The following is a 23,907-nucleotide window of genomic DNA, read 5'->3' on the forward strand; positions in this document are numbered from 1 at the left end:
ATGGCAAATAGAATACAGAAACCAGAATGGTTGAAAATAAGTATAGGCAGCAACGAACGCTACAGTGAGACAAAGCGCATTCTCGACTCTCACAACCTGCACACAATATGCAGCAGCGGCCGTTGTCCTAACATGAGCGAATGCTGGGGTAGAGGAACAGCCACCTTTATGATTGGTGGCGAAATATGTACCCGCAGCTGCAAGTTCTGCAATACGCTAACAGGACGTCCTTTGGCCTTGGATGAACAAGAGCCTACGCATGTGGCTAAATCTATCGCACTCATGAAATTAAAACATGCAGTGATTACTTCCGTAGACCGTGACGATCTACCCGACCAAGGTGCGACGCACTGGGCTAAAACCATCAATGAAGTAAAGCGTCTTAACCCAGGACTCACTACCGAAGTACTTATACCCGATTTTCAGGGACATACAGATCTTGTAGACATTGTTATAGCTGCGAGTCCTGACATTATTTCACATAATATGGAGACCGTAAGAAGGATTACTCCGAAAGTGCGCAGTGCAGCTAACTATGATACTAGCCTGAAAGTGCTTAAACATATTGCGAGCAAAGGAGTTGTTGCAAAATCCGGTATGATGGTGGGCTTGGGCGAAACGCCAGAAGAAGTGGAAGAATTAATGGACGATTTACGCTCTGCCGGTTGCCGTATACTCACCATTGGGCAATATCTACAACCGACCCGCAAACATTATGCTGTTGTAGAGTATATTACTCCTGCACAATTTAAAATATATAAAGAAGTCGGACTAAGCAAAGGGTTCGATCAGGTAGAAAGTGGCCCATTGGTTCGCTCCTCTTACCATGCAGAAAAGCACATCCTAAAATAATAACGAACATATTCCTTAATCGGTTGTTTTTAATAAAAACGATAGATTATACGAAGATGAATCATAAGAGAGTTCTTTCTGTTGCTTTCAATATGTCTCTGGGGTTTATTCCAGCTACCATATCCATACTGTTATGCGAATTTATAACGCAGGATATTTCTATTTACATTGGAGCAGGGCTTGGATTGGTTTATACTTACATCATACTGTACAAGGTTAAACCCCAGATTCATAATTTTATATTATACATATCAACAGCTATACTTGTTTTTCTTTCATTAGCAACGCTTTCACCTATAGGTTATTGCCCACAAGGGAACCTACCAATTACTTTGGAAACAAGTATCATGCTTCCAATGCTCATACTATATTTACATAAAAGGAAGTTTATTAATTATTGTCTAAAAAGGAAAGATGCCTGTGATAAGCGAAATGTAGTGCAGAGTGCTGAATCTACCATTGTATCTTCCCGCATAGTACTCATATTGGCAGCCTTTCATTTTGGTTTGATTAGCATCTATATTATGGCGACGCATAACACCCTCAGTACTACAACACATTTGTGGTTATTCCGATTGGCGCCCGCATTTATATTTATTCTTAGCATTATCTTCAATCAGTTTGGCATCAACTACTTCAATAGAATGATGAAAAACGCCGAGCACGTACCAATAGTGAATGATAAGGGAGATGTAATAGGTAAAAGTCTAAAAATAGAAGCCATTAATTACAAAAACGCATACATTAATCCTGTAATACGCATTGCAATCATAAATCGTGGGATGATTTTCTTATGCAATCGCTCACAAAGCTGCATCTTAGACAAGGGCAAAACAGACATACCTTTAGAGTGTTACCTGCGTTACAACGAGACATTGGAACAAGGAATAGGAAGATTGATAAATTATGCATTTCCTACAAACCCCAACATACCTGTTTCATTTAGTACGATGTATCACTTTGAGAACAAACTTACCAACCGACTAATTTATTTGTTTATAGCCAACTTAGAAGACGACTCTTTACTTTCTAAAAATAATTTTAGAGATGGAAAGTTATGGACTCTTCATCAAATGCAGCAAAACATAGGTAAAAATTACTTTAGTGAGTGTTTCGAACTCGAATATGAATACCTCAAAGATATTATTTATACAAAAGAAAAATACAAGGAATCTTAGATAGCTCTGGAATTTTTCCTTGCCAGTCTTTTAAGGTCCGGGTTTTTATATATTCTCTCTCGCAAGTCAGATTAGCAGCAATGCAAAGCTTTGTTTGAGGACGACAATTATTCAGTATATCTTCCGCCATTTTATTATTGCGATAGGGTGTTTCAATGAATAACTGAGTTTGATTCTCTGCATAAGCCCGTTGCTCAAGAAATTTAAGTTTTTTGCCACGCTCTGCAGGTTCGATAGGAAGATATCCGTGAAAGGCAAAGCTTTGTCCATTAAATCCCGATCCCATCACAGAGAGGATGATAGAAGAAGGACCTACTAAAGGAACAACCTTAAGATTCTTTCGTTGAGCGATTGCGACAACATCCGCTCCTGGATCAGCCACAGCCGGACAACCCGCTTCGGAAATAACACCCATAGACAATCCATTGAGCAACGGCTGCAAATAGCCGGAAATATCATCAGGAGAAGTGTGCTTATTCAATGGGTAAAAGGTAAGAGAGTCAATATCAATATCATGATCTACCTTCTTAAGAAATCTGCGGGCAGAACGTACATCTTCTACAATAAAGTGCTTAATCCCTATAATTATCTCTCTATTATAAGAAGGCAAAACCGTTTCGAGACTAGTATCGCCAAGAGTAACCGGCAATAGATAAAGAGCTATTTCCATATCAATCAGTACTTATATTTATCAGATAGCATATTCAGTTTCAGCTAGCATACGATGATAATCGGTCATCTTCAATAGATCACTCAGAGTCACATCTTTATTTCGCTTCATATACGAAGTCACTATCTGCACCCCCATCCAAGTACCTAATAAAGATGGTGAATTTTCACCGAAAAAAGAAGTAAAAGGAGCAGGTCTGGTATATATTCTTATTATCATAGGGTCTGTAGCATGCAAATGTCCGCTAGTTTGCATGAATTTCCATATCATATCTTTATTCTTTTCACTCCAAGCTTTCTCTGCAACAGAGTAGCCTAAAAGACCTTCTGAAGAGCGGCAATCTAATATTTGCTGAACAATATAATTAATCTTACCATAGTGAAGCATTACATCAAGCAGAGTTCTTCTACCATCAGTTGGAAGTGGGTATTCACTTAATAAATAAAATAAAAAGCAATCTGGTACAATGCGTTCAGGAGACATTGAGCGACACTGATAATCGTAATAGAAACGCTTATAAAGAGGATAGTGTTCACCCATATATTTATCTAAGCTAATACCCAATAAACTATCACCTACAACAATAGATTCATTGAGAGCTGAAATTTGAGAATATATTCTCGGCGTTTTGATATTCGGAATATCTTTCTTCAGTCTGGTGAACCCTTTAGTCAATTTGCGCTCAACGTTGCTTAAATCAGTAAACTTAAGCTCTACGTCACTCATTAAGTGAAGCAAAGTAGTGTCAGAATAAAAAGTTTTTAGCTTTTGAGTAATATTATCATCATCAACGCTACCAATATTAAGTACATCTTCTATTAATATTTTTGTAGCCTGCATATTCTCTGTATTCATCTTCTGCAAAGCAGAAAAGCTGTTGAACTTGACGTACTCGTTCAACAGCTTATCATAACGAACCACCGATATATCATCATCTTCAGCATGATCTGTAGGCTTAACCTTACCTGAACTACATGCAGAAAGAAACAAGACTACAAGAAAGAAGATGTATGCTCCCTTTAGTTTCATCCCTCACTTGTGTAAAAGGCAAAACTAAAAGGAGAAAATGATGAATCTTCAGTTTCAGATTTCTTATCCATAAATAATCTGTCCCTGTTCGTCTTTATACTCATCAATCCCTTTCTCGTAGGTTGACATCGCGCGAAGACTCATACCAACATTTGAAAAACCACCATCGTGATACAAATTCTGCATAGTTACTTTGCGAGTGAGATCAGAGAACATCATAATACAATAGTCAGCACATTCATCAGCCGATGCATTACCCAATGGAGACATACGATCTGCAAAATCAAACAATTTATCCATCCCTTTAACTCCTGCTCCGGCAGTAGTCATAGTAGGCGATTGAGAAATAGTATTCACACGTACATTATGTTCGCGGCCGTAAATATAGCCAAAACTGCGGGCAATTGATTCCAACAAAGCTTTCGCATCTGCCATATCATTGTACCCAAAGAATGTGCGCTGAGCAGCGACATAACTTAATGCAAGTATTGATCCATATTCTGCCACAGCATCCATCTTTTTTGCTACTTGTATCATTTTATGAAACGAAACAGCAGAAATATCAAGAGTCTTGTCAAGCATTTCATAATCAAGATCATCATACGTGCGTTTTTTACGCACATTTGGAGACATGCCAATAGAATGCAACACGAAATCAACCTTTCCGCCCAATACCTCTATAGAACGTTTGAATACGTTTTCCAAGTCTTCCACGCTCGTAGCGTCTGCTGGAATAACTTCACAATTCAATTTCTCTGACAAAGCGGTAACTTCTCCCATACGAACAGCGATAGGAGTATTTGATAACGTAATAGTTGCACCTTCTTCAACGGCCTTTTCGGCTACCTTCCAAGCAATAGATTGTTCATTCAATGCTCCGAAGATAATGCCTCTTTTCCCTTTCAATAAATTATAATTCATACCTATTCAATAGTTAAATTAGCTTGCAAAGATACGAACTTTCTCAATAGTAACAGACATCTGACCCAAAGAAAAACTGAAATCAACAAAAAATCCACCTAAACCAACAAATAGTACACATGGTACAAAAGATTCAGGAATATATTTGCACCTGATAAATTAAGAGATTTTTTATCTAAAATTATGAACCAATATAATTCTCACAACGAATGAACCAATTAACCCGAAAGCTTTTTATGTCTGCAATTGTAGGCTTCTCATTATTAATCGGAAGTAGCAATATAAATGCTCAAACCGCAAAATCGCTCAATATCATTGAAAGCCCGACCGATTCTCCTCTAAAACAATTAGTATACGCCGATCTTCCATTTGAAATGTCGGCAGTGAAACAGCCTTCTTTTCCACAATATACAGTCAACATTCTCAGTTTTGGTGCCAAAGGAGATGGAATCAAGCTAAACACACAAGCCATTAACGAGGCTATTAAAGAGGTAAATGCAAAGGGCGGAGGCAAAGTCATTATTCCTGAAGGATTATGGCTCACCGGTCCCATAGAGCTACTCAGTAACGTAAACTTATATACGGAGCAAAATGCATTAGTGATATTCAGTGATGATTTCAGTGTCTATCCAATTATTCAAACTTCTTTTGAAGGATTGGAAACCAGACGCTGTCAATCGCCTATATCAGCACGCAATGCGGAGAATATAGCCATCACGGGATACGGTTCATTTGATGGCTCAGGAGATGCATGGAGACCAGTAAAAAAAGACAAATTAACTTCGGCACAATGGGATAAACTGGTAAAGTCGGGTGGTATACTTGACAAGACAAAAAAAATATGGTATCCTACAGCCGGTTCACTGAAAGGTGCTTTAGCTTGCAAAAATTTCAACAATCCTGAAGGGATAGAAACGAATGAAGAATGGAATGAAATTAAACCATGGCTTCGCCCTGTAATGATTAGCATAGTGGGGAGCAGAAAGGTATTGCTTCAAGGTATCACATTCAAAAATTCACCCAGTTGGTGCATTCATCCTCTATCGTGCGAAGATATCACACTCAACAATGTAAAGGTGTTCAACCCATGGTATTCTCAGAATGGAGACGCGCTAGACCTAGAATCATGTAAAAATGCACTTATCCAAAACTGCGTTTTTGACGCAGGAGATGATGCGATTTGCATCAAATCGGGTAAAGATGAAGACGGTCGCAAAAGGGGCGAACCTTGTCAAAACGTTCTGATACTGAATAATACAGTCCTACATGGACATGGCGGTTTTGTAGTTGGCAGCGAAATGTCGGGAGGAGTAAAAAATGTATTTGTATCCAATTGCACTTTCATGGGTACGGATGTAGGTCTCCGTTTCAAAAGCACACGCGGACGCGGTGGTGTAGTTGAAAATATTTTTATTGAAAATATCAATATGATTAATATCCCCAATGAGCCATTACTATTCGACCTATTCTATGGAGGCAAAGCACCTGACGAACTTACGGATGATGATAAACAAGAAAAGACGGATTTGATGCCTGTGAGTATTGAAACACCTGCTTTTCGAAAGATTTATATTTCAAACATATATTGTAAAGGTGCAGGACGTGCCATGTTTTTCAATGGATTGCCCGAAATGCCTATACAGGATGTCACTATAAAGGATGTTATTATCTCGGGTGCTACAGAAGGAGCAGTAATTAGCCAAGCAAACGGTGTAACAATGAATAACGTGAAGATAATCACCCAAAAAGGTCCTACTCTGCAAGTGAGAAATACCAAAAACTTGAAAGTGGACGGTACCTTATACAAAGACATAGACTCAAAAGGGAGAATGATAGAATTCAAGTAATATAATTCATTTTACTATATCCCAGAACCCTTTCTAAGCAATTATTATGAAGCGTGCACGCTTTACTCAATGAACGTGCACGGCTCTCGTAAAGCAGATACGTTTCATTGATAACTCATGAAGCAAAAAGAAATAGGGAACAAACTAAGTAGTTATTCAATCAAAATTAATAGAAGAAACTAAGTCTTTTCTCTTACATTTGTATCATTATATAAAACACCGATTCCATGAAGAAAGAAATTGTAAGTATTCTATTGTTTTTATGTGCCTGCCCCGCAGTCATGTTTGCTCAAAGTGGAGAGAAAACTATCTCTGTAGAAATCACTAATGATTGGACAAAGGCCAAAGTAGACGAGCCAGTCGTTCTCAAAATCAATGATTTAAAAGCCGGATTCACAGTGAAAGCAGCCACCGTTTGGGAAGGTAGCACAGAAGTTCCCTCTCAATTGGATGATTTGAATGGTGATCGACGAGCTGACGAACTAGCTTTCGTCATTAATTTAGCATCCAAAAGTAAAAAGACCGTAAAGATTATACTTTCAGCAAAAAAATCAGATAAACAATATGCACCTCGGGTATATGCAGAGATGCTCGTTAGTGACAAAAAAGGAAAGCACGTACCTGTACAGTCAATAACAATTCCGGGAACAAGTAATATATACAGTCAGATGCACCATCACGGGCCCGCATTCGAGTCTGAATTAGTTGCATACAGGCTATATTTCGATGCTAAACAAACAGTAGATCTTTATGGGAAGTTTAATAAAGGACTTGAGATCAAAGAATCGCAATTTTATCCTACCGACGAACAATTAGCCCGTGGTTTTGGCGATGATGTATTACGAGTAGGTGGCAGTTGCGGTTTGGGTGCACTAAAAGGTTGGGATGGAAAAAAAGCGACTCATATTGAACCTGTCTCAACTCGCACTGAACGCATTCTTGCTTACGGCCCTGTACGTACTGTAACCGAAATAGAAGCAAACGAATGGCAATATCAAGGTTCGGAACTAAACATGATAAATCGCTATACGCTATATGCCGGTCATCGCGATGCAGTTGTAGAGACATTCTTCGAAGAGCCCTTAAAAAAAGAGGCGTTTTGCACTGGCGTTCAAGATATCGTCGGTTCCGTATCTTACTCTGACCACAAAGGTTTGGTAGGCTGCTGGGGAACAGACTGGCCAGTAAACGATACAGTGAAGTATGCCAAAGAAACCGTAGGACTGGCTACTTATATCCCTCAGAAATATGTAAAATCCGAAGTGAAAGACAAAGTCAATTACCTGTATACCATCGGTGCCGACGGATCGAAGTATATCAGATATAACATCACATTCACCTCAATGAAAGAAACATTCGGATACAAAACGCCCGAAGCTTGGTTTGCTTACATCCGCCAATGGAAAGAAGAGTTAGAACATCCGGCAGTAATTACTATTAAACGATAGAACTAAAATTACCCCATAATTAAGCCGGATCCGTATAAATAATTAAATCCAATAAACATGAAAAAACTAACTGTAATACTTATTTCCTGCCTATTGGCAACTTTGCCTACCTTGGCGCAAAAGAACTATGTATCTCAAGTATGGGTCGCCGATAAAGGCGACGGAACTTATCGCAACCCCATCATTCATGCAGATTATTCTGACCCGGACGCTTGCCGTGTGGGAGACGATTTCTACATGACATCTTCCAGTTTCAATTGCTTGCCAGGTCTGCAGATCCTTCATTCAAAAGACCTGGTCAATTGGAGTATTATTGGTGCAGCCATACCTTATGCCTTAACACCAATTGATACGCCCGAGAAGCCGCAACACGGTAATCGCGTATGGGCACCTAGCATTCGACACCACGATGGGGAATTCTATATCTTTTGGGGAGACCCAGATCAAGGTGCCTTTATGACTAAAGCGAAGAATCCAGAGGGCCCATGGACAGATCCTATATTGGTTAAACCAGGAAAAGGTATTATAGATGCGACTCCTCTTTGGGATGACAATGGACGCGTCTATTTAGTGCATGGATACGCTGGTAGCCGTGCTCAACTAAAGAGCATACTTGGTATCTGTGAATTAAATGCTGATGCAACCAAAACCATTACACAATCTCGTATTGTATTTGATGGACACGATAACCATGAAACAGTAGAAGGCCCAAAACTTTACAAACGCAATGGCTACTATTACATATTCGCTCCCGCAGGTGGGGTAGCCACAGGCTGGCAATTAGTGCTCCGCTCAAAAAACATATATGGTCCTTATGAAGAAAAAGTGGTGATGCATCAAGGCAAAACGCCCATTAATGGCCCGCACCAAGGAACTTGGTTGGATACCACTACAGGCGAAGACTGGTTCTTGCATTTTCAGGATGTAGGAGCATACGGTCGCTTAATTCACTTACAACCAATGAAGTGGATTAATGACTGGCCTGTCATTGGCATAGACAAAGACGGCGACGGATGTGGTGAACCGGTACTTTCTTATAAAAAACCAAATGTAGGCAAAACATATCCCATCTGCACTCCACAAGAGAGTGACGAATTCGATGGTTTTACCCTCTCTCCACAATGGCAGTGGCACGCTAACATTAATGAGAAATGGGCTTATTTTGCAGGCGATAAAGGATACGCACGCCTTTACTCCTACCCTGTTTCATCCGAATATAAAAACCTGTGGAACGTAGCCAACCTGATGCTTCAGAAGATGCCGGCAGATAACTTCACAACCACGATGAAGCTTAACTTTAAGCCTACTAATAGATACAAAGGCGAACGAACAGGCCTTATTGTGATGGGATTTAATTACGCTGGATTGATTTTGGAAAACACCGATAATGGTATTATTCTCTCGCAGATTGAATGCAAAAACGCCAATAAGGGAACAGCTGAACAAGCGAATGGAACAGTGGCATTAAAGAATGGAGAAATCTATCTCAAAGCAGTATTCAAAGCCGGAGAAAAGAAAGTGAAAGAAAGTGAAGGTGGCTCAAACGCCATTGTTACTTGTACATTCAGCTATAGCTTAGACGGCAAAAAATATCAAAGTTTAGGAAACGCATTTCAAGCAAAAGAAGGAATGTGGATCGGAGCTAAGGTAGGAACCTTCTGCACCCGCCCTGCTATAGTTACAAACGACGGTGGATGGGTAGAAGTTGATTGGTTTAGAGTGACCAAAAAATAGATCTATGAATCATTGATTAATACTGATTCCATTGATTTAAAGATATCATCTTATAAGCTTTATTTCTTTCTCCTTGAAAATCATCATTAGAACCATAGTGAATAAATCTATTTTTCTAATACAATGGTTTTCAAGGAGAAACTGTATAAGCCCATAAGATAATGGGCTTATTAATCATAATAGATGTTTTTTTAAAGCTTGACCTTCAGATCCTTGGCCACTTTTATTGCTTCAATAGAGTTATTTACACACAATTTCTCCATAATATTCTGGCGATGTCGGTCGATGGTATTTTTGCTGACTCCAAGCCGAGAAGCGATCTCTTTGCTCAATAAGCCCTGTTCAATGAGCGCCAAAACCTGACGTTCACGAAGAGATAGAATTTCCTTTGCCGACTCACTATCAGGACGAAATATCTCGCCAGTTGCCGTATTCTGAATGATGCCGCCAAACCCTTGCCGAATGTCTATGTCCGTAGCAAAATTATAGAGACAGAGTGCCAGCCATAGCGAACCGTTCGAGGTACTCTGTTGGTAAAAGGTGCGGTGCAACACAGGAATATACTCACCGATACTGTTTCTCATTCTGATAACGCTATGGGTACGAAAATTCGAACGCTGACCAATTGACGTTTTCCTAAGAAGATGAAAAAAGTGAAGTTCCAGCAAGTGACGTGCCACAAGGTCGTCGGGATGTACTCTCAAATAGATCTCTTCCTCCCAGATAGTCTCTATCTCCTGAGCCGAGCCATCTTCAGACAAACCCAGCACCTTAGCCAACGATCCGTTATAGATGTAGCTGCGATTACTCTTGAGGTCGCTCAGTACAGCAATAGAGTTTTCTTGTAAAGCGTACATTCGGGCTATCGATTTATACTCTTCAACGTCAACAAAGGAACCTTCCGAATGGAATGACTGCCCAAGCAAATTCTTTTCGAGATCGGCAAACTGTTTCATCTCCTTTTAATGGTCATTTATTACCATTGCAAACTTATTTGCAATGAATTACCTTTGCAAAGGTATTAAAAGTAATGGTTATTTATTGAAAAAGAAATATGAAAAAGATTCTACTTGGTGCTGCTATGTTGCTGGTACTATTAACAACAAGTACCGCTATGGCACAACGTCTCGACAAGATGCAATGGTTCAACGAACCTGAAAGCTGGGAGATTAAAAGTCCGTCCACATTCGTGATGCAAGTTCCTGCCAAAACAGACTATTGGCGAATTACTCACTATGGTTTTACAGTAGATGACGCTCCATTTTACTACACCACTTACGGCGGCGAGTTTGAGGTAAAGGTTAAAATCACGGGCAACTACAAAACCATTTATGACCAGATGGGACTGATGCTTCGCACCGACCACAAAAACTGGATTAAAACAGGAGTCGAATTTGTCAATGGCAAACAAAACGTAAGCACCGTTGTAACACACAATACCTCGGACTGGAGTGTAGTAGAGCTTAACAAAGCTCCAAAGTCTGTTTGGATTAAAGCTGTGCGCCGCCTCGATGCAGTGGAGGTTTTCTATTCGTTTGATGACAAAGAGTATAAGGTAATTCGCACTTGCTACTTGGAGGATAACTGCCCTGTTCAGGTTGGCATTATGGGAGCATCACCCGACGGAGATGGCTTTGAGGCTATTTTCGAGAACTTCAAAGTAACTTCACTACCCGACCTTCGCCGTTTGGAGTGGGCTAAGAAGCAACAATAAATAGCCTAGAACACAATCATCCGGATGAAGTCAGGGAAAGAAAAAGAAAACAGTCTACCTTTTTAGCTTGAAAGACTAAAAAATGTCTACTCAATTCAGTAAAAATCAATAAGTCAGTTTCATCAGATTATCACGCTATAAAACTATTTGTTTCAATAATTGAAAACGAATAGTTTCCTTCCTATAAACCATTAGTTTCAACGTAATAAAACTAATGGTTTATAGGGAGGAAACTTTGGGCTACAAATATAAGACAGAAAGGAAAATTAATATTTCTCCTTCGCAGCTCTATAACGCATTATTTCATACCTTTATGCCCTATTCAGGAAAAGCAGTAATACATAGGAACAAAACCATTCAAGAAATGAAGAAACTTATCATATTCGATTTAGATGGAACGCTATTAAACACCATCGCCGATTTGGCGAACAGTACCAATCATGCACTGCAAAAACTTGGATACCCCATACATGAAGTAGAAGCTTATAACTTCATGGTAGGCAACGGAGTTAATAAATTATTCGAAAGGGCTTTACCTGAAGGAGAAAAGACCGAAATCAATATTGCTCGGGTACGGGCAGAATTCATGCCCCATTATGATCTGCACAATGCCGACGAAAGTCGCCCATATCCCGGCATACCCGAGTTGCTAACGAAGCTTCAAAAAGGAGGTAAGATGATCGCAGTAGCGTCAAACAAATATCAAGCTGCGACACAAAAACTTGTAAATAGATATTTTCCTGAAATTTCATTTATTGCTGTATTCGGCCAGCGAGAAGGCATTAATGTTAAGCCTGATCCAACTATTGTTCTCGATATCCTTAAAATCGCCAATGTAGAGCCGCAAGAGGTGCTTTACGTAGGAGATTCGGGAGTAGACATGCAAACAGCCAAAAACAGTGGCGTAAGTGCTTGTGGAGTGACTTGGGGGTTCAGACCCCGTACTGAATTGGAAGCTTTTGAAGCCAACTATATTATAAACAAAGCAATAGATGTTTTATCCTTAGTCTAGTAGTAATCTCACAATACATTCTCTTTTATTATAAAAGAACAAAGATAGCAGGCCTATATTGCGCAATATAGGCCTGCTATCTTTGCTTACTAAAACAATTAATACAAGCATAAAAACAGATATTGCACATTCTTCACTTAGCCATTTTTTATTTTTGCACCGCTAAGATATACGTTATACTCAATAACAACTTAATTATTAAAAATGCATAGAATGTCTAAGAAGATGAAAAACATGCGCATGGTATTGTTTATGCTTTTTGCAACAATATCGCTAAGCTTATCAGCGCAAAGCATTACCCTTACAGGTAAGGTGAAGGATAAAACAGGAGAAGGAGTCATTGGAGCTTCTATCCTGGAGAAAGGCACAAGTAACGGTACCATAACTGATATGGATGGGAAATTCTCCCTTAAAATATCAGGGAACAAGCCTGTGGTCATTTCATACATAGGTATGAAATCACAAGAAATAAATGTCAAAGGCAAGACGAAAATAGATGTAGTTTTGGAAGACGATGCGCAAGCATTAGACGAAGTTATTGTGATTGGTTACGGCACCGTCGCCAAGAAAGATCTAACTGGATCTGTCGCCTCAGTAAGCGCAAAGCAACTGGAATCGATCCCTGTATCAAGCGCTTCTGAAGCTTTACAAGGCAAAATGGCTGGCGTTCAAATCACCACAGCAGAAGGCTCTCCTGATGCGGATATTAAAATACGTGTTCGCGGTGGAGGTTCTCTATCTCAAGATAACTCACCTCTTTATATAGTAGACGGCTTTCCGGTATCAAGTATATCTGATATTGCGCCAACAGATATTCAATCAGTTGATGTACTAAAGGATGCCTCTTCAACAGCCATTTATGGTGCTCGTGGAGCAAATGGCGTTATCATCATTACAACCAAATCGGGAAAAGAAGGCAAAACTCAGGTAAACTTCGGAGCTTCTTATGGAATCAGAAACGTAGTAAAACAGGTTGGAGTTCTTAATCCTTACGAATATGTGATGTATCAATATGAACTGGATCAAACCAACAATTATTACGGATCTTATGATGACTTAGATATTTATAAGTCAGTGAAAGGTGAAAACTTTCAGGATGAAATTTTTGGTCGCACCGGCAATCAACAGTCATATAATCTAAGTGTCAGTGGCGGCACAAAAGCAACAAAATACAGTCTTAGCTATGCCCGCAACGACGAAAAAAGCATCATGAAAAGTTCCGGTTATTCAAAGAACAACATCAACGCCAAAATCAATACTGAAATCAACAAATGGTTAAATTTGGATTTCAATGCTCGTCTTATTTATCAAACCATTGACGGTTTGAGCGGCGGTGCTGATAATGAAACGAGTGCAGCAAATTCATTAGTTGCCAAAGCGATTATACATCAACCAGTTCCTACCCTCACATCAGATACTGAGGAGGATGAAAACTCTACAAATGCCAGATATACACCCCTAGAACGCTTGAACGCAACCTATAAAAAGCAATCCAAGTTTCAGCAGAATTACAATGTCGGATTAAACTGGGAACCCTTCAAAAATTGGAACTTCAGAAGTGAGTTTGGATATGGCTGGAAGTATAACAATACAGACCAAGTTTGGGGATATCAGGCAACTTCCAATTCTAAGTACGGTTATGCTGGACTTCCACAGGCCTACATTTCAAAGGTCAATAATAAAAATTGGAGAAATGCCAATACTTTGACTTACAACACTAAGAATATATTTAGTAGTAATGATAAATTAAATGTCATGATTGGACAAGAAATGTCATCCAGTCAAGACACCAAAACTTATTTGACCTCTGTGAACTTTGATAAAGAATCAAGTATTAATGAAATATTGGCTGCTCTTGGAAATGGAACGGCCTTACCAACCAGTACATATATTGGTATTAAAGACAACCTGCTCTCATTTTTTGGACGTGTCAACTATTCACTACAAGACAAATATTTGTTTACCGCTACAGTACGTGCTGATGGCTCAAGTAAATTTGCAAGCGACAATAGATGGGGTTACTTTCCTTCAGCAGCATTTGCTTGGCGCGTGTTCGACGAGCCTTTTATGGAGAGTACCAAAGATTGGTTATCTAATCTAAAATTCCGTTTAAGCTATGGTATGGCAGGAAACAATCGCATACCAGACGGTTCAATGTATTCTACATTCTCTGTTGCGGGAACAGGTGACAAGAGCATTTATTTTGGTAACAGTTCAGCGACTGTACTTAAACATAGCGATGTCCTTTCAAACCCTAAATTGAAATGGGAAGTCACCGTTGCAAGGAATGCCGGTTTAGATTTTGGAATCTGGAATAACAGAGTTTCCGGATCATTAGACTTCTACTGGAACACCACCAAAGATTTATTGATGAAAACAACAATCGGAGCTAGTTCCGGATACAGCTACCAATACAAAAACATGGGACAGACATCAAACAAAGGAGTTGAACTACAACTAAATTCTACTTTTATTGATAAAAAAGATTATGGATTGGATTTCAATTTCAATATCTCTTATAACCGTGGACATATTGATAAACTGAATGGCCTTTCATCTTGGCAGAGTAGTAAATGGGGAGGTAGTGCGGCGGCCGGCCTTGAAGATTTCCTTGTAGAAGAAGGTGGACGCCTAGGTGAAGTTTATGGATACAAAACAGACGGTTTTTATACAGCAAATGATTTCGACTTTAACGAATCTACAGGTAGCTACTCACTAAAAAGCGGAATAACCAATAGTAGTTCTTTAACCGGTGGTAATCTTTACCCCGGAACAATCAAATTGAAAGCTGACGAAAATGGTAATATTACAAAAGTACGCTTAGGAAATACAGTTGCTCCCATATCAGGTGGATTTGGCTTTAACGGACGTATTAAGAACTTTGATATCACTGCATTCTTCAACTATAGCCTTGGCAATAAAGTAGTTAATGCTACTAAGTTGGGCTCTAGTTTCTATAGCGGTTCTTCTAAGAATTGGAACTTAAACGACAACTTCACATTAGCCAATCGCTACACATGGATTGACCCAAGCAGCGGTACTAGTCTATTGAGTAGCTCTTCAATTAAAACGAATGGTGCTGCATACACGACCAGTCGTTTGAATGAGCTCAATGCCAATGCTAGCATTTGGAATCCGGCAGGTTCAACTGTAATGCCATTAACAGATTGGGCAATAGAAGATGGTTCATTCTTACGCGTGAACAATGTCACTATTGGTTACAGTGTCCCTAAATCATTGGTGAAAAAATTGCAAATGCAAAACATCCGTGTTTACGTCACAGGATACAATCTCTATTGCTTTACCAAATATACAGGTACAGACCCCGAGGTTGATAGTAGATCAAATAATCCTATGACTCCCGGTATTGACTACGCATCATACCCAAAGAGCCGTTCATTCGTGGGTGGTATCAGTGTAACATTTTAATAAAAGAACGAAATTAGTTATGAAGAATATAATAAAATCATTCATTATAGGGGCTGGAGCATTAAGCATCTTGTCATGTTCTGACTTCCTTGAGCAGACTTCTCCGTCTGAAATGACCGGTGGAACAGTTTTCAACTCTACAGCATATACTGCACAAGCTCTGAATAAGGTATACGCCGATTTGACATTGGATCACACCTATGGTGCCCGCATCCCTCTAAATTTCGCAACTAATTCAGACATTGAATTAATTGATGGGTTAGGAGAAAATAATTCTATTGCCAATAACGAGCGAGGTGTCGGTAACTACAACCCAACCTCTAGCTGGACTAAGCTCAACGATAACTGGACAGCATGTTTTGCTATTATTGAAAATGCTAATATTGTAGTAGAAGGTGTAGAAAATAGTGCTCTCATTGCAGAAGGAAATTCATCGAGAGAGAAAATGCTTATGTACAAAGGTGAAGCATTAACTATCCGCGCAATGGTTTATTATGACCTGATCAAGAATTATGGTGATATACCCATGAAGTTTGAAACGACTAAAACTGACGGTTCAAATATCTACTTACCCAAAACCGACCGTGATGTCATTATGGCACGTTTAATTACGGATCTAGAAGAAGCAATTCCCTATCTTCCATGGGCCGGCCAATCGGGTTACACTACCGAACGCATGACTAAAGGTTTTGCCCACGGATTACTAGCACGTATTGCTCTTTCTTATGCAGGCTATTCTATTCGTGAATCATCAGAATCGGGGTACGAGACGTTGGCCAACAGTGATGCTAACTACCCTACTCAACGCCCGGGAACAGAGAAGAGAACAGAGCTTTATAAGCTTGCATTAGGGCATTTGGATACAGTAATCGCAAATGGCACACACCGCTTAAACCCTAGTATTGCAAACGAATGGTATCTGATAAATCAACGTACATTAGATCAAACTTATCGAGAAAACCTTTACGAAGTGGCCCACGGCCTTAATTATTCAGGTGAGATGGGCTATACCATTGGCGTTCGCTTGAACGGTATTACTACCACTTACGGATATGGAAATTCTTCGGGCAAGGTGAAACTAACAGCTCCTTTCTTTTGGTCATTTGACCACAATGACTTACGTCGCGACTTAACTTGTGCTACATACGAAATCAAACCCGATGGTAGTAACGTACCTGTTGAAACGATGCAAAGCAATTCGCCTTTTTCCATCTATGTAGCAAAATGGGATCCTAGAAAGATGAATGATGAGTGGCGTTCTGCTTCAAAAGCTGCAACCGGAAAGATTGGATATGGCATTAATTGGGTTGCGATGCGATACTCAGACGTACTCTTAATGTATGCCGAGGTACTAAACGATTTGAGTGGTGCCGACGTAGTAGGTCCTACTTGTGGATTAACGGCAAGAGATGCTCTGTTGCAAGTTCGCTCTCGTTCATTTGAATCAAGCCAACAAGCCGAAGTTCAAAGTTATGTTAACTCATTTGCAAGTGGCGATGCATTTTTCAATGCTATTGTTGACGAACGTGCTTGGGAGTTCGCTGGTGAAGCTGTTCGCAAATACGATTTGATTCGATGGGGATTACTTAGCTCCAAAATAGAAGAAGCAAAGGCTGAGTACACAGAACTTATACAAAAAGCTCCGTCTACACTGTACTACAAAATGAAATCTGATGACAGCAATGCTATTGACATGTCTAGCATCTGCTGGTATGAAATGCCTACAAACATCAGTGAATATAAAAGTGTAACTGGATGGGGTGACGAAAACCTAACAACAGGAACCAATATCGGTTATTTACCATATATCAGTTCGGGATTGAACAAAACGGTTAAAAATAGGCACCTATTGCCACTAGGAGCAACAACCATCTCCGATTCAAACGGAACATTACAGAACTCTTACGGATTTCAATAATAATTAGAGGAATTATGAAAATAAATAAAGTAAAATATAGAGTATTGTCAGTGAGCTTATTGCTCCTGACTGCTTTTATCGCTGCATCTTGCGACAATGCCAATGACTGGACGACAGACGACGCTTATAATCGCCTATTTCACACGACTTCAATCAGCATATCTCCTACAGCTACGGAAGCAATCGTTACTTGGAATGCGACGCCCAAATCCAGTTATTATATTATCGAGGTAAGCAAAGATTCTTTGTATCAAGATGAAGTACAAAGTACCTCTTTGGTCTTTGGTGAAGACAAATCAATCACTAAATCACCTTATACACTCACCGACCTTGATAGTGCAACCAAGTATTATATTCGCATTCGCTCTTGCTCGGAAACGCTCACTAATTCCAAATGGGGATACTACGAAAAGTATGCGTTTAGCACCAAATCTGAGCAAATCATGAGTTCAGTAGCTGCCGCTGATAAAACTTCTTCGACTGTTACTCTTAGATGGGAAGCCGGTAAAGCAGTCACCAGCCTTAAGCTCTTGAGTGGCGAGATCGTGGTTCAAACTATCGCATTGACGGCTGAAGACATAGCAAATGGATCCCTAACAGTAACCGCTCTAAGCCCACAAACGGCTTACACTGCCAGTATTTACAATGGTGAAGCAAAAAGAGGATCTGTTAACTTTGAAACATATCCGGATGTCCCAACATCTGATAAAATGATCTATCTTTCAGCAGGTGATTCTATCAACCAAACGTTGTTTGATGGGCTAGCATCTTACTCTTCTGCTACGTTGGCTATTCCTGCCGGTGTGCTGTTTGCCAATAACGATGGATTGACTATTCCCGATGGATTGTCTGTCAACTTCTTTGGCTTACCGGGTGAGAGCAAAGCAATTCTGTCTATCAAAGCAATCACATTAAGCGCTAACCATGCATCCATAAAATTCACGAACCTTGATATTACGGGTTATATTTACGAAAATGGGACAATCACTTCTGCCCTGAATTCTTATCTATTCAATCAATCAGCAGCAACTACCGTTAGTACTATTTCGTTTGATGATTGCTTAGTCCACGATTTTGCTAATACCCCATTCCGTTTACAAGGTTCTGAGGCTAAAACTATTGGAACTTTATCCTTCAATAATTGCATTGTGACTAACTTGAAAGATAGCTACTACTTCATCAATGCTGATGCAAATAAGGTTGGTGTTATCAATAACATAAGCATTACCAACAGTACCTTCAATGGAGTAGGTCGATTCATCCTTAGCAAGAGCACAAATACTGCAAGCATTCTGCTTGATCAATGTACCTTCTATAACATGATTGCTAGTGGAAGATATTTCATCGATTTTGGTGGAACAAGTAATGGACCTTCTAACGGCATTGCAATAAGCAACTGTCTCTTTGCACTAACGCAAAGTGCTACAGCAAAGGGTATTCGTAGTTCGGCTACTGCAACAGTAGAAAACAGCTATGTTACGTCCGACTGGGTATTTAGCTCAAACGCTATTTCAGGGGTAACGTCATATAATGGTACGTCAACAGATTTGTTTACAGATCCGACTACCGGTAACTTTAGTATTAAGGATAATTCCTTTAGTAGTTCAGAGACATGTGGTGATCCTCGTTGGAGAAATTAAAATATAACTATCCAATAAATGAAAGCCTCCGTTTGAGATATAACGGAGGCTTTATTTATTTCTTCAAAGCAGCATCACGATACTCCGTTGGAGTCATATTAAACTTCTGTTTGAAGCACTTACTGAAATAGCGAGGATCATTAATACCCACCATATAAGAAATCTGGGTCATGTTGAACTCACCTGTTTCAATAAGTTGGGCGGCACGTTTGATACGCATCTCTTTAATGAATTCAATGGGCGCCAGTCCGGTGAGTGTTTTCAGTTTCTTAAAGAAGACTGAGCGGCTAACAGCAAGTTCACTCACTAAATCATCTACCACTAGTTCTCCATTATCCATGTTCTTCTCCATCATATCAGCCAGTTTATCCATAAATTTCCGATCAATGGAAGACATCTCGGGTTGCCTATCTTCAATCTCCTCTCCTTCTCCCGCATTATAGCCCATCAGGTTATCCCGATAAAAAGCCTGAAGTTTATGACGTTGGTTAAGCAAATTCTCCACCCGAGCTTTTAAATAAGTGGCACTAAAAGGTTTAGTGATATAATCGTCAGCTCCATATCCTAGCCCTTCTAGTTTGCTTTCAATCGATGTTTTTGCCGTCAGTAACACGATAGGTATATGGCTGGTAGTCATATTGGCACGTAGCTCTTTCGTCATCTCAATTCCATCCTTCTCGGGCATCATCACGTCACTAATAATCATATCCGGGAGGTATTTCAATGCCTTGCTCCAGCCTTCCATCCCATTGACGGCCTCAACTACAGTATACGCAGAAGAAAAAATACTCCGCAAAAAGAGGCGAAGTTCCGAATTGTCTTCTACCAACAGCATGACCTCTTTGCGGTTACCGGCCTCTTCCGCCGACAGGTCCGATTGTTTCTCTTGGGGTATTTCCGAGGTACAAATGCTACTAACATCTTTACTCAAAGAGACACTAACAGCAGAATCTTCAAGAATAAACTCCACAGTATCATCATAATGTTCTCTACCTTTCAGGAAATCGATCTTAAAGCAACTACCTTCACCCAATTTACTATCGAGACTAATAGTGGCTTTGTGCATTTCAACTAACTCTTTCACTAAAGAAAGTCCAATACCGGTACTAGATTGATTAAAGAAGTTTTTATCTACCAGATTTTCGAAGCGAATAAAAATAGACTTCCTCTTATTTTCAGCAATTCCAATACCTTGATCTTGCACCCCAACTGAGACGCTTTCAGCATCTTCGCGAATGAATACAGTAATCATTTTACCACTGGGCGTATACTTAAATGCATTCGACAACAAGTTGAAGATGATCTTTTCAAATTTATCGGCATCCACCCACAACCAAAGCTCGTCTTTCTCTGTCTCAAACACAAAATCGATATGATTCTCTTCAGCCAGCGACTCAAAGTTCTCCATGATTTGTTGTACAAACGCAACCACATTAACCCTTTGCACCTGCATCTTCATCTTTTTATTTTGAATCTTCCTGAAGTCCAGAATCTGATTTACCAAACGGAGCATGCGACTAGTATTACGTTCTACAACCACCAGCTGCTCACGCGCATCATCGGGTAACTTCGAATTTTTAAGCACATACTCCACCGGACCGGCAATCAAAGTAAGCGGCGTACGTAGTTCATGAGATATATTGGTAAAAAAACGTAGTTTGATGTCTGACACCTGTTGTTCTACAGAAACCTCGTGCTTCAAACGATAAATGGTAAACAAAATGTAGACTGCCACAAAAATGATGAGCAAAATAAATGATACGTAAAGGAGGTAGGCCAAAGGCGTTTCCCAGAAAGAAGGAAGAACCACAATGTTAAGCGTACGAATATTCTCAACCCAAACCCCGTCGCTATTGGTTGATTTCACCTTGAAGGTATATTCTCCCTTAGGAAGGTTGGTATAAGTCGCATTACGTTGTTTATCAGCATAGGTCCAGTCCTTTTCAAAGCCCTCAAGCATATAAGCATATTGGATATTTCCGGGATTTGTATAATCCAAAGCCGCATATTGAATGGTCACAATGTTTTCTTTATGAGACAATGTGAGCTCCGAAGTTTCGTCTAGACCCTGCTTCAATAGTTCATTTTCACCAGGCACTATTTCCTGATTGGCTATCAACAGTTTAGAGAAAACGATAGGCGGTACATACTTACTCTTACGAATAGAGTCAGGATTGAATTTGAAGATACCATTACTCGCCCCAAATAAAATATTACCATCTGAGGTACTTGTAGAAGCCGCCTCGTTGAAGCGTACTCTAACCGGAAGGGTTTTGTCGTCGTAGTTTTCAAACCTATGCTCGGATGGAATAAATTTGCTTACTCCATTCTCTGTACTTATCCATAGGCTACCCTTGCGATCTTCACGGATGGAGAGAAGAACATCTGATGGCAAACCGTCATCAACCGTATAAGCCTTAAACTTGGCTTTTCCATCTTTATCAATTGAAAGCAATTTATTTAGCCCGCCACCGAATGTCGCAAGATACAATTCATTCTTCTTGGTCAAGATTATCCAATGTACATCATTATTGCTCAAACTACTATTGTCACTTGGTATGCGAGAATAATGGTTGAAACGAATTTCCTCTGGACTAACAAAATCTTCATTAAACGAGATAGCTCCATTCGTTGTTCCCACCCATAGATGCCCATTATTATCGGAAGTGATAAAACGGACTTTATAACAATCATCTATCGGGTAGCCCTTCAGATTGTTGCGATGGTTAATGAAAATTGTATTGCCTTTTTTGTCTTTGCTCATATAGTTCAGTCCGCTAGCAAATGTTGCAACCCATATTCTGCCGTGATGATCTTGGTATATACAATACACATTATTATTACTTAGACTATAGATATCATCAGCATCATACCGGTAACGAGTGAGTTTATACTTCAACTGGCCTATTTTCTCAGCTTTGATCAATCCGTCTCCTTTGGTGGCAATCCACAAGATACCATTCTTCTCTTGCATCAATGCATAGGTAACTCCTTGCAATGCGTTACCGGATTGGGCGATAATGCCAGACTCTGTGAGATAACCCAAGTAACTCCCATTCTTTCCATACACCCGTAGCATGCCATCCTTTAGGCCAACCCATATATTTTTGTCGTGATCCTCATATAAAGCTCGCACTTCGTTGCTAAGCGATTCATAGTCATGCGGCACTGGCTTCTCCAGATAAAATTGTGAGGGAGAAAAGGTGATCTTCTCCAAGCCCTTGCTATGTGTACATATCCACAGGTTGCCTTGCCTATCCGAATAGACCGAATGAATTTTATTCGAAAAGCGCCAGTCTTTAGATCCCGGATCATCATAGAAAGGAACAAGACAGTTATTCTTTCTATCGAAAAACGAAAAGCCTCCTCCGTAGGGATGCACCCATACGCATCCATATACATCTTCATGAATATGAAAAGCCGGACGGGCACGATCGGCGCCAGACGATTCTGTTTTCATCTGTTCTCGCTTCAATACTTTTGTAAGCGGGTTGAAGTGAACTACACAGCCCGGTTCTTTCTGCTCAAACCACACCTCAAAACTTTTATCAACATATACCGAAAGAATTGGCTTATCGGGCATTTGTTTATTATTGGCTGGCGAATAGTGTTCTATCTTTTTAGATTTGAGATCATACGTAAAGAAACCGTCGGTGGAAGTACTGATAATAAGCTCATTGATTCCCGCTGCATTAATGGAAACAATGTTCGACTTTGTCGGCATTTCAAGCAACTGAAAACGTAGTGTCTTTTTCTGATAGCGCCAAACCCGTCCTTTATCCGAACCAAAGAAAAGCTCATTGCCATGCTCCAGAAAAGTATAAAACGCTTGATCTGAATGTGAATGCAATTTTTGCGCCTCTACAAAGTAAGAAACAGGCTTTTGTCCTCCAGGGTTAATCATACCCAAACCATTATCGGTCAACATCCACTCATTGCCGGCTTTATCTAAGTGAACGCTGAACACTCTTTGAGATGGAAATAGACCAGACTTTAATGAATAAATAGCAGAACTTAGTTTGCCGGTATGCGGATCAGTAACCACACGGATGGCTCCTTCATTTTCAGTAAGCAACCATGTAGTACCGTTGGGTAATACACGAATAGAAGTTATGTTGAACGAACTCCCCTCGCCCGAAGCCGGTACCTGTTCAAATGTCTCTGTACGAGGATTAAACCGATGTGCTCTATTGTCATAAGATTGCACCCATATATAATCGTATTTATCTTCACAGATGTAATCTACACGATTATTTGTCAAGGTGATTTGATTCCCTTGGCGGGCTTTATATACTTTGAAAGAATATCCATTAAACTTATTGATGCCATCCCATGTAGCAAACCACATATTTCCTTTGCGATCTTGCAACACACTCATCACCGTATTTTGGGATAAGCCATCTTCAGAAGAATAATGGGTAAATAGGCAGTTTTTTTGAGCCTGAGAGGAAATATAAATAAGTAACAATAAATATACGATACAGAATCTCTTCATAAACTGAGCGTGCTTTACAT

The 23,907-nt window shown here is 39.8% G+C and carries 15 protein-coding genes; 10 read left to right on the plus strand and 5 right to left on the minus strand.

The window, feature by feature from the left end; all coding sequences use genetic code 11:
* Nucleotides 1–852 carry a lipoyl synthase gene (gene lipA / locus BQ5338_RS11740; protein WP_071147042.1) on the plus strand — a complete coding sequence of 284 codons (852 nt, stop codon included), beginning with the start codon at nucleotides 1–3 and terminating at the stop codon, nucleotides 850–852.
* 56 nt (nucleotides 853–908) lie between these two features.
* Nucleotides 909–2,030 (plus strand): hypothetical protein, encoded by a 1,122-nt coding sequence (locus BQ5338_RS11745; protein WP_071147043.1) that lies wholly within the window; start codon nucleotides 909–911, stop codon nucleotides 2,028–2,030.
* Here BQ5338_RS11745 and BQ5338_RS11750 read toward each other — a convergent pair.
* The 3 genes from BQ5338_RS11750 to BQ5338_RS11760 all read right to left on the minus strand — a co-directional run bounded on the left by BQ5338_RS11750 (nucleotide 1,996) and on the right by BQ5338_RS11760 (nucleotide 4,650).
* Nucleotides 1,996–2,700 (minus strand): SAM-dependent methyltransferase, encoded by a 705-nt coding sequence (locus BQ5338_RS11750; RefSeq protein ID WP_071147044.1) that lies wholly within the window; start codon nucleotides 2,698–2,700, stop codon nucleotides 1,996–1,998. The genes BQ5338_RS11745 and BQ5338_RS11750 overlap by 35 nt on opposite strands.
* Before the next feature lie 21 nt (nucleotides 2,701–2,721).
* Nucleotides 2,722–3,729 carry a gliding motility protein GldB-related protein gene (locus BQ5338_RS11755; protein WP_071147045.1) on the minus strand — a complete coding sequence of 336 codons (1,008 nt, stop codon included), beginning with the start codon at nucleotides 3,727–3,729 and terminating at the stop codon, nucleotides 2,722–2,724.
* A gap of 63 nt (nucleotides 3,730–3,792) precedes the next feature.
* Complete coding sequence (locus BQ5338_RS11760; protein ID WP_071147046.1) at nucleotides 3,793–4,650, minus strand: enoyl-ACP reductase FabI; 858 nt, start codon at nucleotides 4,648–4,650, stop codon at nucleotides 3,793–3,795.
* Between the two features lie 209 nt (nucleotides 4,651–4,859).
* On the opposite strand from BQ5338_RS11760, the gene BQ5338_RS11765 reads away from it, so the two are divergent.
* From BQ5338_RS11765 to BQ5338_RS11775, 3 genes are all read left to right on the plus strand, one after another.
* Entirely contained in the window at nucleotides 4,860–6,497 is a 1,638-nt protein-coding gene (locus BQ5338_RS11765) for a glycoside hydrolase family 28 protein (RefSeq protein WP_071147047.1), read from the plus strand.
* 227 nt (nucleotides 6,498–6,724) lie between these two features.
* Nucleotides 6,725–7,945, plus strand: a complete 1,221-nt coding sequence (locus BQ5338_RS11770; protein WP_071147048.1) for a DUF4861 domain-containing protein — start codon at nucleotides 6,725–6,727, stop codon at nucleotides 7,943–7,945.
* 57 nt (nucleotides 7,946–8,002) lie between these two features.
* The gene (locus BQ5338_RS11775; RefSeq protein WP_071147049.1) at nucleotides 8,003–9,679 is read left to right on the plus strand and encodes a glycoside hydrolase family 43 protein; all 1,677 of its coding nucleotides are present in this window, start codon (nucleotides 8,003–8,005) and stop codon (nucleotides 9,677–9,679) included.
* A 191-nt stretch (nucleotides 9,680–9,870) separates the two neighbouring features.
* On the opposite strand, the gene BQ5338_RS11780 is transcribed toward BQ5338_RS11775, so the two are convergent.
* The gene (locus BQ5338_RS11780; protein ID WP_071147050.1) at nucleotides 9,871–10,635 is read right to left on the minus strand and encodes a response regulator transcription factor; all 765 of its coding nucleotides are present in this window, start codon (nucleotides 10,633–10,635) and stop codon (nucleotides 9,871–9,873) included.
* A gap of 98 nt (nucleotides 10,636–10,733) precedes the next feature.
* Here BQ5338_RS11780 and BQ5338_RS11785 point away from each other — a divergent pair, with 98 nt between their 5' ends.
* From BQ5338_RS11785 to BQ5338_RS11805, 5 genes are all read left to right on the plus strand, one after another.
* Nucleotides 10,734–11,393: a DUF1349 domain-containing protein gene (locus tag BQ5338_RS11785; protein WP_071147051.1), complete on the plus strand. Its 660-nt coding sequence runs from the start codon at nucleotides 10,734–10,736 to the stop codon at nucleotides 11,391–11,393.
* A gap of 364 nt (nucleotides 11,394–11,757) precedes the next feature.
* Nucleotides 11,758–12,405 carry an HAD family hydrolase gene (locus tag BQ5338_RS11790; protein ID WP_071147842.1) on the plus strand — a complete coding sequence of 216 codons (648 nt, stop codon included), beginning with the start codon at nucleotides 11,758–11,760 and terminating at the stop codon, nucleotides 12,403–12,405.
* Nucleotides 12,406–12,618: 213 nt separating this feature from the next.
* Nucleotides 12,619–15,834, plus strand: coding sequence for a SusC/RagA family TonB-linked outer membrane protein (locus tag BQ5338_RS11795; RefSeq protein WP_071147052.1), 3,216 nt, complete (start codon nucleotides 12,619–12,621; stop codon nucleotides 15,832–15,834).
* 19 nt (nucleotides 15,835–15,853) lie between these two features.
* Nucleotides 15,854–17,752, plus strand: a complete 1,899-nt coding sequence (locus BQ5338_RS11800; RefSeq protein WP_071147053.1) for a RagB/SusD family nutrient uptake outer membrane protein — start codon at nucleotides 15,854–15,856, stop codon at nucleotides 17,750–17,752.
* Between the two features lie 14 nt (nucleotides 17,753–17,766).
* Nucleotides 17,767–19,392, plus strand: coding sequence for a DUF5123 domain-containing protein (locus tag BQ5338_RS11805; protein ID WP_071147054.1), 1,626 nt, complete (start codon nucleotides 17,767–17,769; stop codon nucleotides 19,390–19,392).
* A 55-nt stretch (nucleotides 19,393–19,447) separates the two neighbouring features.
* On the opposite strand, the gene BQ5338_RS11810 is transcribed toward BQ5338_RS11805, so the two are convergent.
* Nucleotides 19,448–23,887, minus strand: coding sequence for a hybrid sensor histidine kinase/response regulator transcription factor (locus tag BQ5338_RS11810; protein ID WP_071147055.1), 4,440 nt, complete (start codon nucleotides 23,885–23,887; stop codon nucleotides 19,448–19,450).
* Nucleotides 23,888–23,907: the final 20 nt, after the last annotated feature.

This window comes from Bacteroides ihuae (assembly GCF_900104585.1).
Taxonomy (GTDB): Bacteria; Bacteroidota; Bacteroidia; order Bacteroidales; family Bacteroidaceae; genus Bacteroides; species Bacteroides ihuae.

What these genes read in the sequence shown, in the direction of transcription:
- BQ5338_RS11790 (WP_071147842.1), top strand. Translation starts at nt 11,758, where the DNA reads ATGAAGAAACTTATCATATTCGATTTAGATGGAACGCTATTAAACACC.
- lipA (WP_071147042.1), top strand. Translation starts at nt 1, where the DNA reads ATGGCAAATAGAATACAGAAACCAGAATGGTTGAAAATAAGTATAGGC.
- BQ5338_RS11775 (WP_071147049.1), top strand. Translation starts at nt 8,003, where the DNA reads ATGAAAAAACTAACTGTAATACTTATTTCCTGCCTATTGGCAACTTTG.
- BQ5338_RS11780 (WP_071147050.1), bottom strand. Translation starts at nt 10,635, where the DNA reads ATGAAACAGTTTGCCGATCTCGAAAAGAATTTGCTTGGGCAGTCATTC.
- BQ5338_RS11805 (WP_071147054.1), top strand. Translation starts at nt 17,767, where the DNA reads ATGAAAATAAATAAAGTAAAATATAGAGTATTGTCAGTGAGCTTATTG.
- BQ5338_RS11760 (WP_071147046.1), bottom strand. Translation starts at nt 4,650, where the DNA reads ATGAATTATAATTTATTGAAAGGGAAAAGAGGCATTATCTTCGGAGCA.
- BQ5338_RS11800 (WP_071147053.1), top strand. Translation starts at nt 15,854, where the DNA reads ATGAAGAATATAATAAAATCATTCATTATAGGGGCTGGAGCATTAAGC.
- BQ5338_RS11810 (WP_071147055.1), bottom strand. Translation starts at nt 23,887, where the DNA reads ATGAAGAGATTCTGTATCGTATATTTATTGTTACTTATTTATATTTCC.
- BQ5338_RS11785 (WP_071147051.1), top strand. Translation starts at nt 10,734, where the DNA reads ATGAAAAAGATTCTACTTGGTGCTGCTATGTTGCTGGTACTATTAACA.
- BQ5338_RS11795 (WP_071147052.1), top strand. Translation starts at nt 12,619, where the DNA reads ATGTCTAAGAAGATGAAAAACATGCGCATGGTATTGTTTATGCTTTTT.
- BQ5338_RS11745 (WP_071147043.1), top strand. Translation starts at nt 909, where the DNA reads ATGAATCATAAGAGAGTTCTTTCTGTTGCTTTCAATATGTCTCTGGGG.
- BQ5338_RS11770 (WP_071147048.1), top strand. Translation starts at nt 6,725, where the DNA reads ATGAAGAAAGAAATTGTAAGTATTCTATTGTTTTTATGTGCCTGCCCC.
- BQ5338_RS11765 (WP_071147047.1), top strand. Translation starts at nt 4,860, where the DNA reads ATGAACCAATTAACCCGAAAGCTTTTTATGTCTGCAATTGTAGGCTTC.
- BQ5338_RS11755 (WP_071147045.1), bottom strand. Translation starts at nt 3,729, where the DNA reads ATGAAACTAAAGGGAGCATACATCTTCTTTCTTGTAGTCTTGTTTCTT.
- BQ5338_RS11750 (WP_071147044.1), bottom strand. Translation starts at nt 2,700, where the DNA reads ATGGAAATAGCTCTTTATCTATTGCCGGTTACTCTTGGCGATACTAGT.